Genomic DNA, 12,758 nt, shown 5'->3' with positions numbered 1-12,758 from the left:
ACATTGCTGTTATTCCGCGGAACGCTGCGTTCTTGCAATCGACCGTTGGCTGTTTATGGATCACCACTTTCGCTCGAATCGCTTGCGCAAGACCACGGCAACGAGGGTCATGGCGATCAGAAACGCCAGCAGGACGAGGATCGCCGCCGATGATCGCTCGACAAAGGCGCGCTCCGGCGCATCCGACCACAGATAGATCTGGACCGGCATCACCGTCGCTGCATCGAGCGGTCCTTGCGGGATGTCGGCGATGAAGGCGACCATGCCGATCATCAGCAGCGGCGCCGTCTCGCCCAATGCGTGTGCCATCCCGAGAATTGTCCCGGTCAGCATGCCCGGCATCGCCAGTGGCACCACGTGATGGAAGACCGTTTGCATCTTCGATGCGCCGACGCCGAGCGCCGCCTCGCGCATCGACGGCGGCACCGCTTTCAAAGCGGCGCGGCTGGCGATGATGATGATCGGCATGGTCATCAGCGAGAGCACCATGCCGCCAACCAGGGGCGATGAGCGGGGCAGACCGAAAACGCCGAGAAAGACGGCAAGGCCGAGCAGGCCGAATACGATCGACGGCACGGCGGCAAGGTTGTTGATGTTGACTTCGACAATCGCCGTCCACGCGTTCTTCGGCGCGAATTCCTCCAGATAAATCGCCGCGCCAACGGCAAGCGGAAAGGCGATGGCGATAGTGATCAGCATCGTCCAAAATGTGCCGACGAGGGCGCCCCATACGCCGGCGAGTTCGGGTGAGCGGGAATCGCCGGCGGTGAACAATGTGCGATTGAAAACGCGCTCGATCAGTCCGCGCTGTTCAAGGCGATGAAACCAGTCGATCTGCCGGTCCGACACGCGGCTACCGTTTTGTGCCGTTGCCCGGGCAATCTGTCCCTTGGCGAACTGGTCAAGATCATCGGACAGGGGCACGGTTACCCGGACTCGCTGGCCGATTAACGCCGGATCCGCGAGCACCTTATCGCGCAAGGCGTAGGTCGCGCCAGGACTGATCAGCGCGAACAACTCGCGCCGCTCCTGTCGATCGGTGACGCCCGGAAACAAGTCTTCGAGCGATTGACGAATCAGCTTCTGGTAGTCCGCACGCGAGAGCACGCCATCGTCCCGCGCGCCGTCGGGATCGATGTCCTGTGGGTAGAGGGTCACGTCCAGATCGATCATTGTCTGGGTGAACGCGGGAATTGCCGTCCGAATGATCGTCCACAGCAGCACCACAAGGCAAAGAGTGGCGAAGACGATCGCGCAGAGCCCGTAGAGGCGAAATCTGCGTTCGGCGGCGTAGCGTCGGGCAAGGCCGGCCGAAATCACCTGCGATACATCGCGCGCGTCAGCGCGCGAACGGATGAACGTTGGTCGCGCGACGTTGTTAATCATAGAGTTCTCGATACCGGGCAACGATGCGCAGGGCGACGATGTTCAGGCACAGCGTGGAAATGAACAGCACGAGGCCGAGAGCGAAGGCGGCAAGCGTCTTCGGGCTGTCGAATTCCTGATCGCCGATGAGCAGCGTGACGATCTGTACGGTCACGGTGGTTACTGCCTCGAACGGATTGGCGGTGAGATTGGCCGCGAGACCGGCGGCCATAACGACGATCATCGTCTCGCCGATCGCCCGCGAGATCGCCAGTAGAAAACCGCCAATGATCCCGGGCAGGGCCGCCGGCAGAATGACACGGCAAATGGTTTCCGAGCGCGTTGCTCCAAGCCCGTACGAGCCTTCGCGCAGCGACCGCGGCACGGCGGTGATGACGTCGTCCGACAGCGACGAGACGAAGGGGATAATCATCACCCCCATGACGACGCCGGCGGCAAGCGCGCTCTCCGACGAGATCGACAGATCGAACCCGGCACCGAGGTTGCGCAAAAAGGGCGCGACCGTCAGCGCCGCGAAGAAGCCGTAGACCACCGTCGGAATTCCCGCAAGAACTTCCAGCATCGGCTTGACCACCGCGCGCAAGCGCGGAGGCGCGTATTCCGCCATATAGATGGCCGACATCAGACCGACCGGCATGGCGACCGCCATGGCGATGGTGGCGATGAGCATTGTGCCGGCCATTAACGGGACGACGCCGAAGCTGCCGCCGGCGCCCACCTGATCGGCGCGCATCGCGATCTGCGGGCTCCATTCCAGCCCGAACAGGAATGCGAGCGGCGATACGCGCATGAAGAAGCGGACGGCTTCAAACACCAGCGACAGCACGATGCCGATGGTGGTGAGGATGGCGACGATCGAACAGGCAACCAGCAGGACCTTGATCACCGCTTCGACGGCATTGCGCGCGCGCAGACGCGGCACAATGCGAGCACGGGCGAAGACGAGCCCTGAGACCGAGGCGACCAGCACCAGCACGAACATCCCCGTCCTACTCATGGCGCTGATCCGCGCGTAATAATCGGCCGCCGCCTGCAGATCGGTACCGGCGGCGCTGCCGGCAATATTGCCGCTCGCAACGTTGCGGATGTCGTTGAACAGCAGGCCGAGTCGCTCCGGCGGTAGCGCCCGGTCCGCGTCCGGAAGGCTGGCCATGACGACGGCATGGACGATCTGCGGTTCAGCGATCAGCCAGACCAGCAACACGAGCAGCGCCGGGAGACCGCACCACACGGCGACATAGTAGCCGTAGTAGTGAGGGCGCGAGTGCAGCCGCTCGTATCCGCGGCGTCCGACATCCACCGCCCGCGCCCGGCCGAGGTAAAACCCGATGGCGGTCAGGACGAGAAGCGTCGCCATCAGGATTGCGAACTGCATTGGGTTGCGCGTCCTTATTCGGTGCGCGGGTTTATCGGCGCCGCGCCAGCATCCGGCGAGCAGAGGCAAGGCCCGCGGCCCCTGCCGTTGCCAGCAGAGCGCCGGCAGGCTCCGTCGCGTGTCTCGTACATGCTACATGCCGACGTTGCTGACCAACGCCATCGCCTGTTCGCGTGCCGCCTTCGCCTCTGCCGCCGGCAGCGCGATGAGGCCTTTCTCGGCCAGATAACCGTCTGGCCCCCAGGCTTTCTCGCTGGTGAACTCGGCAATATACTCCTTAATGCCTGGAACAACGCCGACATGTGCCTTCTTGACATAGAAGTAAAGCGAGCGGGAAATAGGATATTTTCCCGTGGAAATGTTGTTGTAGTCGTCGTCGACGCCGTTAATCAGACTTCCTTGGATCTTATCCTGGTTCTGTTCAAGGAAGCTATAGCCGAAGATCCCGAAGGCGTTCTTATTAGCTTCCAGCTTGCGGACGATAAGCACGTCATTTTCGCCTGCCTCGATGTAGGCGCCGTCTTCACGAACACCCTGGCATATGGCCTTATGCTTGGCCTCATCCGTCTTCTTCAATGCCACGATCGCCGGGATCTTGTCGCACCCCCCCTCCATCGCCAACTCGGCGAAGGCATCGCGCGTACCGGACGTCGGCGGGGGGCCGAGCACTTCGATCGCGATGTTCGGCAGTGACGGATCGACATCACTCCACGTCTTGTTCGGGTTGGCGATGATGCCGCCTTTGCCGTCGGGAACATCCTTGGCCAGAGCCCGATAGAGCTGTTCGAGGGTGATGTTCATCTGCGGCGAAGCCTTCGAGTTGGCGACGACGATGCCGTCGTAGCCAATCATCACCTGGGTGATCTCCTTCACGCCGTTCTTGGCGCAAAGCTCGATTTCGGAGGCTTTGATCGCCCGTGACGCGTTGCTGATGTCCGGCGTGTCGATACCAACACCTTCACAGAACAACTTGAAGCCGCCCCCCGTGCCGGTGCTTTCGATGACCGGGGTCTTGAAGTTGGTCGTCCGGCCAAACTCTTCGGCGACACGGGTCGAAAACGGGTAGACCGTGGACGAGCCAACGACGCGAATCTGATCGCGCGCCTGCGCCGTGCCCGCCACGATCAGGCTTCCCAGAAGCGTTAAGGCCAACGTTTTTCCGATCATTTGTAATGTCCGTATTTCCAGTGACGGCAAGGTAGAATGGCGCGCGCGCCTGCCCGCGCTCGACTGTAAGCACGAGCGGGGTCCATCCTATGACAATCAGGTTACGTTTTGATGACAGGCTGCGGCTCAGACCGTAGGCGTCCGGTTTGGGGTGCCCCCCGTGGACATCGACGCCGCGTGCTCGGCCAACGGCAAAAAGATGGTGAACGTGCTGCCAGCACCGACCTTGCTTTCGATCGCCAGCCGTCCGCGGTGGCGGTTGACGATATGCTTGACGATGGCAAGACCGAGGCCGGTGCCGCCGAGGCGACGGGACCGTCCCTCGTCGGCGCGGTAGAACCGCTCGGTCAATCGCGGCAGATGAATCGCCGCGATACCGTCCCCCTCGTCGGTCACGGCGACGGAAAGGCCGGGCCCTTGCGCCCCCGGCAGCCGATCGACGACGCGGGCCTCGATGCGGATCGAACTCTCGGCGCGGGCATACTTGACCGCATTGTCGACGAGATTGTGAAAGACCTGGGTAAGCTGGTCGACGTCGCCGATCACGTTCGGCAGGTCGTCCGGAACCAGAAGAGCGATGCTCATCCGCTTTTCCTGCGCGCGCATCATTAGCGTATCGGCGACACCGGCGAGCACGTCGGCAAGATCGACCTGAGCGCGCGGCGGGACATGCTCGTTGATTTCGACGCGGGACAGCGACATCAGGTCCTCGACCAGGTGCGCCATTCGCCGCGCTTCGGCCTGCATGATGCCGAGAAAGCGCTCGCGCGCGATCGCGTCGTCGGCCGCCGGTCCGCGCAGCGTTTCGATGAAGCCGGCGAGCGCCGACAGCGGCGAGCGCAACTCGTGGCTGGCGTTGGCGACGAAATCCGCTCGGCTCTGTTCCGCCCGCTTCGCCCGCGTCTCGTCACGCAGGACAAGCGCTACCCGCGGCGCGCCCGGCTCGTTCGACTCCGGAAGCTCACCGGCATGCAGGGTGAACGTGCGGGGGACGGGAAGCGGCAGCGTCACCTCCTGCGTGACCGATATCGTGTCGGACGAGACCGCCTCGACCGCGGCCAGTACGTCGGGATGCCGCAGCGACAGCGCGAGGTCGCGGCCGAGATGTCCGGCGCCCAGAACATCCTTCGCCGCGTTGTTGATTGCGACAATCTCACGCTCCCCGTTTAACAGCACGACCGGGTCGGGCAGCCGCTCGAGAAACGCCTGAGGCACCTTCGTCGTAGCTGCCGGCTGCGGCGCGACGACCGCCTTGACGACCGCGCGTTGACGTCTGAGCAGCCACACCATGCCCGCCAGCGCCACCGCGGCGGTAATGGCGGCGGCGAGCGGATCGATCGAATCCAGTGCCGCTTCACACGCCAGCACGGCCAATGTCGGCGCACCGGCGAGAATCGCCGCGCCGCGATCGCTCAGCTTGCCTTGGACCACGTCGCGTTCCTCGCCCCTTTCTCGAACCCGGACCGCGCAAGCCGTCTCGCCGTCACCTTCACGGCCGCTTCCGGCCGAGAAGGTTGATTGCACCCCCGCCGCCCCCCGGTCGTGGCTGGTGCGCTTGGCCGGCAACGGCGGCGGCAAGGCGCGTCAGGTGCGTCGCGGGCCAGGGAGCGGTACGGCGGGTCGCGAGATCGACGTGAACGCACAGCACCTCGTTGCCGGCAACGCCGTCGCCGACGCGTGGGCAGGCCATCTGGTGATATAGAACCACGCGCTTGGCATCGTGCGCCATCACCCGGCTTGACACGATCATCTCATCGCCGAGCAGGACCTCCCGGCGGTAGGTGACGTGCATCTCCCCGACGAAGACGGAGCAGCCCGTATCGCTCCGGTACGATTCGCCCAGGCCGAGCTGATCGAGCACCGCATCGGTCGCATGATCGAACACCAGCACGTAATAGGCGACGTTCATGTGGCCATTGTAATCGACCCACTCGGCGCGGACCGGCTCGCGATAAGCGGCGAAGTCGTTCATTGCGGCGCCTCGCTGGCAGGGATCAGGATCCAGGGGACATCCCCAGGGCCTTTTCCAAACTGGCCTTTTTCTTCTCCAGGGCGTCGATCTGCCGCTCCTTGGCGGCGACGTCGACGTTGCCGGTCAATTCTCCGGCCTTGAGTTCCATATTCACCGAGGCCAGGTCCTGATTGGTCTTTGCCACGTCCGCTTTCAGCCGGCGGTATTCGGCGTCGCTCACCGACTTGCGTTTGCGGGCGGCCTCGAGTTCCGCGGTGACGCGGTCAAGGTCGGACTGCGCCGCGTCGATCCGCTTGGTGTTGCGCTCGATCTCGCGCTCGAGCTGCAGGTTCTGGTCCTGCAAGTCCTGCTGCTGGGTCTTCGCTGCCTGCAATTCGGCATTTGCCGCCGCCTCGCGGCGCGCGGGTCCGCCAGAATAAAGATCATTACGCTGGTCGAGGTAGGTGCAGCCGGCAAGCGCCAACGTCACCACCAGACCGGTCATCACCGCTCGCCGTCGCATTGTCGCCTCCCTGTCGCTCATACCTTGGAGACCGCGAGCACTTGGTTCATCGCCACGACGTTCTGTTCGAGCTGATCGATCTGCTGGCTGAGCACCTGGATCTGCTGATCGAGTTCACGCGTATCGCCCCCTGTCTTCATCGCCGCCTGCTGATAGTTGTCGCGACGCTTCTTGAGGTTGGCCAGCGTCTTCTGCAGGCTGTCGCGATCCTGCTCGACGCGGGCGCGCGCGTCGTCGAGATCGTCGCGGCTCGCCTGGTTCTTCGCCACCTGATCGTTGATCGCGGCCAGTCGCGCCTTCGACTGATCGAGAACCTTCGACGAACTCTCGACCAGCGCCTTCAACCGCTCGTTATCCTGCTGCACGTCCCGTGTCATCGCCTGAATGACGCGCACCCGGTTGTTGCCGGCTTCCTGCTGTTTCGCCACCATATAGCCGTCGACACCGCCAAGGATGCCGCCGGCAACGCCGCCGACGATGCCGTAGCGAACCATGTTATCGACTCGCCCGGTCGTCGCGCCGATAAGAACGCCGGTCAGGATACCGAGCCCGGCGCCAACCAGCGAGCCTTCGGCGACGGTGGTGTTGAACACGTTCGCGTCTTTGCGCATCTGCTCTTCTTCCGGGGTCGGCGGCGCGCCCGCCGTCGCGTCGGGCGCGCCGCCGCCTTCCGGCTGGACGCCGCGCCCGGACGCGCAGCCCGACGCGAGCAGAGTGACCGCCAGCAACAGGGCAAGCGCGCGGCGGGGGGCGCCAAACCCGACAGGGCCAACCATCTCCCGTTTCGTCCTTTTCGCGTTGTCCGCCCCTGGCCCCGTCTTCGCCGTCACGCCGGGATCTCGCTCAGGATCGCCTTACGATCGAGCTTGCCATCCTTGCGAAGCCGTATTTCCTGTTTCATGAAGGTATCGACGTACGGCAGCATCGGCTCCAGCTTTCTCGCCTCGAACTCGCGCTTGAGAATCTGCGCCTGCGGGGCGAGCACCACCTCGGGATATTCGGAGGTCAGTTGGGTTATCGTATCGATATAATATGACAGGTTGAAGTCGAGCGCGGCCCTATCAGCATCCAGCTGCTTTTTGATGCTGTCGCGCACCGCATCGCTGACCCCACTCAGCGCCTTGATCTGGTTTTCGCGAAACGCGATGATCCGCGTGTCCTCGCCCAGCTTCTTGGCGAGATAGGCGCCGACGCGGATGCCGCTCAACGCCGCCCGGTCACGCTGCTCGTTGCGGGTCTGGATGTTGGCCTTGATTACCGTTGCGAGATTTTGCACGCGCTGGCGCAATACCGGATCTTCAACCGCCTTGGCCAGTACGTCGACCTCTTTGACCGGGTCGTCCTGCGGCGCGGCGAGCGGCGACTCGGCGGTCTTCGGCAGGTCTTCCCAGGCCGCGCGGATGGCGCCCAGACGCCGGGTGCTGGGCAGGCTCGGCGCGGCTAGCGCCAGCCGCAGTCCCGTCGTCTCTGCGCGCCGCTCGCCCTGCTTGTCGAGCGGCACGAACTCTTCGCGCGCGGCGGAGCGGATGTCCTCGAGCGGGGTGCGGTAATCACCGCCCTTGACCGTGGCGCCGCCGGCTTGACCGTGGAGCCGCGAGAGCTTGTTCAGCCGAAACGGATCGAGGACAAATTCACCGACGTTACCGAGCATGTCGTAAAGGCCGAGCGGGTTGGGCTTGAGCAGGCCGATGACGTTGAGCTCGTTATTGGCCGACTCCGTGCCCTGATACCAGACGTAGCGCGCCGCCCCCTCCGGCATCGGAAAGACCGGCGCGACAAACACCGATTCGGACACCGCTAGGCCACCGCGGGCGGCGAACTCCCATTCGGCTTCCGTCGGCAGGCGCACGAATCCCGGGCTGCCGTCCTCGGCCGGCAACTTGGCGAGGACGTTGCGCACGAGCCAGGCACCATAATTTTCGGCGAATCCGACCGCTTCCGCCCACGTCAGGCCGACCTTGGGAAAACGGCCGTCATCGTTCACCTTCGGGCACTGCGTCCCCAACGCATCGAACTGCAGCGCCGTGACCTCGTATTTGCCGAGGTAGTATGAGCGGATGTCCGGCTTTTTCTTGTCGGTGAAGCCCCCGACGATGTAATCGGCCCGGCTGTTCTCGGCGTAGGCAAACCGCTCCTCGCTACCGCCGAGGGTGATCTTGCGATCGCCGAGGACGCCGTCGGCAGAGACGTCGATGCGGCGGAAGGCCATGGCGCCGCCGCACGGCATCGGCAGGATCAGGTCGTCCACCACCGGATGCGGATTATACAGCCTCTCCGGCCACGGCTGGGTCTGTTGGGCGAACGCGATCGGGGCGAGCGCGACCCCTTGCACGAGCAGCAGGCCCGCGACAAGACTCCGGCTAAACATCGCGCAGTTCCTCACTGACCTCCAGCCGTCCATAGATCGCGCCGGTCATCCATGCCGGCAGCAAGGACACGGCAATGGTCACCAGCGCGCAAACAAGAAGCTCCCTCGGGCCGAGATGGCATGCGCGCTCACCCGTCGCAATGCTCTGGGAAAAGTAAAGATTGATCGCGGCGGCGACGCCCGAAAACAGCATCGCGGCGAGCGCGGTGCCGGCGGAGGCAATCGCCGCGGCCTGGGCGACGGGAAAACCCACGAGCCAGCCTGGCGTGTAGCCAAGGAGAGCGAGGATGGCCATCTCGCGCCGTTTGCGGCTGGCACTGGCCCATTGGCTCGCGGCGAGCGAGACGAGATATCCGCAGGCGCCGAGCCCGGCGATGATAACAAGAATGATGGAAAGATTGCGCCTCAGCGCCAGCGCGCTGGCGATCTCTCCCTCGCGGGTGCTGACGGCGATGCCCTGGGCGCGCAAATCGCCGGCGATGGCGGCGACATCGCCGATCGTTCGCGCGTAAAGGCGGAACAGCGGATAAGCCTTCACCGCGGGTGCGGCGCCATCGCCGCCCCAGCCGAGCGCCGGAACGGCGAAGCCATCGCGGTAGTTCTGCACCGCCTCCAGCAGCGCCAGTGTCGCGAACGCGGCAAGCCCGTCATAACGTTCGGCGGGAACGATGGCGCGGATGGTGAGCGTCAGGCTCACTGGCTCGATTCGGCCACCGCGGGTCCGTTCGATCCCGGCGACGACCTGATCCCCCGGCTTCACGCCGAGCTTGTCCGCGACACGTCGGCTGATGCTGACGATCCCGAGGCCGTCGGCCAATGCCGGCCCGCCGCCTCCCACCGGATCGCCGGGCGCGGTCGGCAGCAGCGAGATCCGCACCGGCGCGGGCACCGTCCCCTCCTTCGGCAACAGGTCGACCTGACCCGCGATCGCCCGGGTATTGGCCATGACGAAATCGACATCGGCGCGCGCGCGCATCGCCGCAAACCACGCGGCATCAAAGCGATTGGCGCCGGAGACGTCCGGTACGATCGCCCGCATCGCCGGATCGCGATCCATCCGCTCGATCAACGTGCCGATCACCCCTTGCTGCAGGCCATAGAGAACCAGCAGCGGTGCCAGAATCGCTGCTAGCGCCGTCACCTGGCACACGCTGATTGCCCACTCGTGGGCGAGATCAAAAAGCGCCAGGCGGACGAGTTGTGCGGGCTTGCTGCCGATCATGGCCGCGCCTCGTCGCGGATGCGGGTCGTGGCGCCGTCGACGACGCATGCGATCGTCCGCAAGCGCATGCGCTCGACAGCCGCGCGATCGTGTGAGACGACGATGAGCGTCACCGCCAGTTCGGCGGCGAGGTGAACGAACAGTTCCATGACCTTGCTCGCGTTCGCCGGATCGAGCGAAGCCGTCGGCTCGTCGGCGAGCACGATGCGCGGACCGTGCGCCAGCGCACGCGCCACCGCGGCGCGCTGGCGTTCGCCGAGCGAAACCGCCGCCGGCTTACGCCGCGCCAGATGCGCGATGCCGAGAAACCGCAGGAGATCCGGCACCGGCCCGGGGATGTCCTGCCCGAGCAGCCGGCGGCCGATCAGCACGTTCTCCTCGATGCTCAGGAACGGCAGGAGACCGCCGGTCTGCAGCACGATGCCGCAATGACGCGCGCGCATCGAGGTCAGCTCCGCCCGCGCACCCCGCGCCCACAGGGCGGCGACATCGGTCTCGCCCGCGCCTTTGACGTGCACGCGAAAGGTTGCGGCGCGCGTCGGCTTCAAGGTCATCGCCAGAAGATCAAGACAGGTGCTCTTGCCGCAGCCGCTGGGGCCGATCAGCGCGATGCGTTCGCCGTCGCCGATCGCCAGCCGCTCAATGACCAGCCGGAACACCTCGCCACCAGCACCCCGCCCGCGCTCGACCCCCTCGAGCAGGATGGCCGGCGGAACTTCCGATACCGCCACGGGCCGCCTCCCCCTCCCCTCAGGGCAGAACGTCGAGGGGAACGGGATAGACAGCGTCACCCGCCGCACCCGCGGGATTGAGCTGCACCCAACGGTCGACATCGTCGTGAAAGCGCTGGTAGAGCGCGATCTTCGACTTGACGTCGTCGATCAGCGCCTGCTGCTGGCCGACGCCCATGCGCGCCCAGGTATCCTGATCGAGCCCCATGATCTTGCTCTGATAGGGCAGGCCTTCTAGGTACTCGCCCATCAACCCCGTATCCTCAAGATTCTTCGCCCCGGCCTCGCCGACCTTGTTGGGATCTCGGCTCATCGCCGCCGCCGCGCTGCGCAGCTGATTGAAGAAATCGGACGGATTGATCTGCCCCTTCTCGCCAGCCTCGACCACCTTGCGCAGCGTTGCCTGCAGATCGCTCAACTGGTTCTTGGTCAACAGCAGGCGGACGCTGAACGCCGGCACGTCCGGCTGGCGGAAATCCCGGTCGGACGCCCAGGCCTCGAACATGCGCGGCGCCTTCGTGCCCTCGACCCGGCCGAGATAGGCGAGCTGCATCGCCCGTCCGACCTCCTGCGTCGCGTCCAGTATCGCGTCGCCGCCCGCTTTCGCCGAGCCCTTGGTTGGCGCGGCTAACGGCGCCTTGCCGGCATCCTTGACCTGGGCGACGAGCGCCTGCGCCAGCTTTTGAACCTGCGCCTTGAACGCCTGGGGATCAACGACGTCGACCGGAAAGTACAGCGACTTGCCGTTATTGAACCGGGCAAGCCGTTCGTACTGCGCCCGCGCCGTCGCCCGGTCGGCCTTGCCCTCCTCGGTCTCGAGGTAGAGAACATAGGTGGCAATGCCGTTCTCCTGGGCAAGCTGATTGACCTGAGCGGTGCCAAGCCTTGTCGTCGACAATGGCGAATTGCCCTCGCGCGAACTCGCGTCCGTGATCAAGATCAGGTAGCGGCCGCCGAAGCCGGACCAGTCGAGCCCCTGGATTGCCTCAACGACGCCGGCATATCCGTCCTCGGCATAGGCGCGGGTCGAAACCTGCGAGGCGGCGACGTCCTTGACCGCGTCGGCGAATTGCTTGTGGTCGCTAACCTTGGTCGGATCGGCGAACGTGCGCACGAGGTACCCGATACCTTTGACCTTGGTCGGATCATCGCGATAGGCGACCAGTCCGAAGCGGACCCGGTCGTTGAGCTTCGCCGCTTCAACCTCGCGGTAGACCTCGTCCATCACCGCCCGTGTTTCGTCGATGGACGGTTGCATCGAAGCACTGGCGTCGATAACGAAAACGATGCCGGAATTGAACTTGGCAAGATCCGCCTGTGGGTTGCTGCGCTGACCGACGCTGTTCAGCTTGTCCTCGCCCTTCTCCTTGGTGACCGAGGCGATCTGAACCGTGCGCACCTTGAAGCCCGACTTCAGCATGGTCGTGCTCGCATCGAGAATCGGCAGCAGATAGAACTGCTTTTGCAAATCGACGAACGTCTCGGGCTCGATCGAGATCACCGGGCTGTCGGCCGGCAGCGATCCGGCGGCAATGTCCCGGCGCGCCGTGTCGGCGTCGGCAATCAGCGCATCGGAATTCAGTTCACCGACAAGCGCCCCGCGATCCTTGTAGAACAGCACACGATCGCGGTTGGCGGGATTGGTGAACGCGAGGACGAGGCTGTGCTTCCAGGGAATCGTATCCGCCGCTGAAACGAAGCCCGTGATCTTTCCTTCACTGTTCGATCCCACCTCGAGATAGTCGATGCCGGCGGCCGACTGCCGCCCGTAGACGAACAGCAGTGTCATCGGCGCGAGTTCCGTACCGCCGCTCCCCGCCCCCGGCTTTGCAGTCAAGGTGGCGCCGGGCCGGGTCAACACCCGTTGGTAGAGACTTGTTTTCCCTTCGATCAACAGAGGCCTGCGTGCGGCATCCGCCATTGCCGGACCGGCGATGGCGATAACGCCCGCGATGCTGGCGGTGAAGAGAAGGACCAGTATCGCGGCCACGGCGCGCGCGGTTGCGGGGCCGGTGAAACGGTTCATCGTGCAGGA

Annotated in this window: 11 protein-coding genes; all 11 read right to left on the bottom strand. The window is 64.7% G+C overall.

What is annotated here, in order from left to right:
• Nucleotides 1–60: 60 nt before the first annotated feature.
• Nucleotides 61–1,386, bottom strand: coding sequence for a phosphate ABC transporter permease PstA (gene pstA / locus IPK66_07230; GenBank protein ID MBK8175050.1), 1,326 nt, complete (start codon nt 1,384–1,386; stop codon nt 61–63).
• Nucleotides 1,379–2,761 carry a phosphate ABC transporter permease subunit PstC gene (gene pstC, locus IPK66_07225; GenBank protein MBK8175049.1) on the bottom strand — a complete coding sequence of 461 codons (1,383 nt, stop codon included), beginning with the start codon at nt 2,759–2,761 and terminating at the stop codon, nt 1,379–1,381. Before pstC ends, pstA begins: the two co-directional genes overlap by 8 nt.
• Before the next feature lie 132 nt (nt 2,762–2,893).
• A complete protein-coding gene (locus tag IPK66_07220; GenBank protein MBK8175048.1) occupies nt 2,894–3,928 on the bottom strand; it encodes a PstS family phosphate ABC transporter substrate-binding protein in 1,035 nt (344 codons plus the stop codon).
• Nucleotides 3,929–4,054: 126 nt separating this feature from the next.
• Entirely contained in the window at nt 4,055–5,359 is a 1,305-nt protein-coding gene (locus IPK66_07215; GenBank protein ID MBK8175047.1) for a hypothetical protein, read from the bottom strand.
• Nucleotides 5,360–5,417: 58 nt separating this feature from the next.
• Nucleotides 5,418–5,900 carry a thioesterase family protein gene (locus IPK66_07210; protein ID MBK8175046.1) on the bottom strand — a complete coding sequence of 161 codons (483 nt, stop codon included), beginning with the start codon at nt 5,898–5,900 and terminating at the stop codon, nt 5,418–5,420.
• Between the two features lie 22 nt (nt 5,901–5,922).
• Nucleotides 5,923–6,402 carry a hypothetical protein gene (locus IPK66_07205; protein MBK8175045.1) on the bottom strand — a complete coding sequence of 160 codons (480 nt, stop codon included), beginning with the start codon at nt 6,400–6,402 and terminating at the stop codon, nt 5,923–5,925.
• Between the two features lie 17 nt (nt 6,403–6,419).
• Nucleotides 6,420–7,178, bottom strand: a complete 759-nt coding sequence (locus IPK66_07200) for a hypothetical protein (GenBank protein ID MBK8175044.1) — start codon at nt 7,176–7,178, stop codon at nt 6,420–6,422.
• Between the two features lie 50 nt (nt 7,179–7,228).
• Nucleotides 7,229–8,770, bottom strand: a complete 1,542-nt coding sequence (locus tag IPK66_07195) for an SUMF1/EgtB/PvdO family nonheme iron enzyme (GenBank protein ID MBK8175043.1) — start codon at nt 8,768–8,770, stop codon at nt 7,229–7,231.
• Nucleotides 8,763–9,992: an AbrB/MazE/SpoVT family DNA-binding domain-containing protein gene (locus tag IPK66_07190; GenBank protein MBK8175042.1), complete on the bottom strand. Its 1,230-nt coding sequence runs from the start codon at nt 9,990–9,992 to the stop codon at nt 8,763–8,765. The genes IPK66_07195 and IPK66_07190 overlap by 8 nt, the downstream gene beginning before the upstream one ends.
• Nucleotides 9,989–10,825, bottom strand: coding sequence for an ABC transporter ATP-binding protein (locus IPK66_07185; protein MBK8175041.1), 837 nt, complete (start codon nt 10,823–10,825; stop codon nt 9,989–9,991). Before IPK66_07185 ends, IPK66_07190 begins: the two co-directional genes overlap by 4 nt.
• The gene (locus IPK66_07180; protein ID MBK8175040.1) at nt 10,743–12,749 is read right to left on the bottom strand and encodes a VWA domain-containing protein; all 2,007 of its coding nucleotides are present in this window, start codon (nt 12,747–12,749) and stop codon (nt 10,743–10,745) included. Before IPK66_07180 ends, IPK66_07185 begins: the two co-directional genes overlap by 83 nt.
• Nucleotides 12,750–12,758 lie beyond the last annotated feature (9 nt).

This window comes from Rhodospirillales bacterium (assembly GCA_016712595.1).
Classification (GTDB): domain Bacteria; phylum Pseudomonadota; class Alphaproteobacteria; order Rhodospirillales; family Defluviicoccaceae; genus Defluviicoccus.
This window is presented reverse-complemented; position numbering and strand designations above follow the sequence as displayed.

Coding starts and splice junctions, on each gene's coding strand:
- IPK66_07210 (MBK8175046.1), bottom strand. CDS start 5,900: ATGAACGACTTCGCCGCTTATCGCGAGCCGGTCCGCGCCGAGTGGGTC.
- pstA (MBK8175050.1), bottom strand. CDS start 1,386: ATGATTAACAACGTCGCGCGACCAACGTTCATCCGTTCGCGCGCTGAC.
- IPK66_07190 (MBK8175042.1), bottom strand. CDS start 9,992: ATGATCGGCAGCAAGCCCGCACAACTCGTCCGCCTGGCGCTTTTTGAT.
- IPK66_07185 (MBK8175041.1), bottom strand. CDS start 10,825: ATGTCGACCGTTGGGTGCAGCTCAATCCCGCGGGTGCGGCGGGTGACG.
- IPK66_07180 (MBK8175040.1), bottom strand. CDS start 12,749: ATGAACCGTTTCACCGGCCCCGCAACCGCGCGCGCCGTGGCCGCGATA.
- IPK66_07220 (MBK8175048.1), bottom strand. CDS start 3,928: ATGATCGGAAAAACGTTGGCCTTAACGCTTCTGGGAAGCCTGATCGTG.
- IPK66_07195 (MBK8175043.1), bottom strand. CDS start 8,770: ATGTTTAGCCGGAGTCTTGTCGCGGGCCTGCTGCTCGTGCAAGGGGTC.
- IPK66_07200 (MBK8175044.1), bottom strand. CDS start 7,178: ATGGTTGGCCCTGTCGGGTTTGGCGCCCCCCGCCGCGCGCTTGCCCTG.
- pstC (MBK8175049.1), bottom strand. CDS start 2,761: ATGCAGTTCGCAATCCTGATGGCGACGCTTCTCGTCCTGACCGCCATC.
- IPK66_07205 (MBK8175045.1), bottom strand. CDS start 6,402: ATGCGACGGCGAGCGGTGATGACCGGTCTGGTGGTGACGTTGGCGCTT.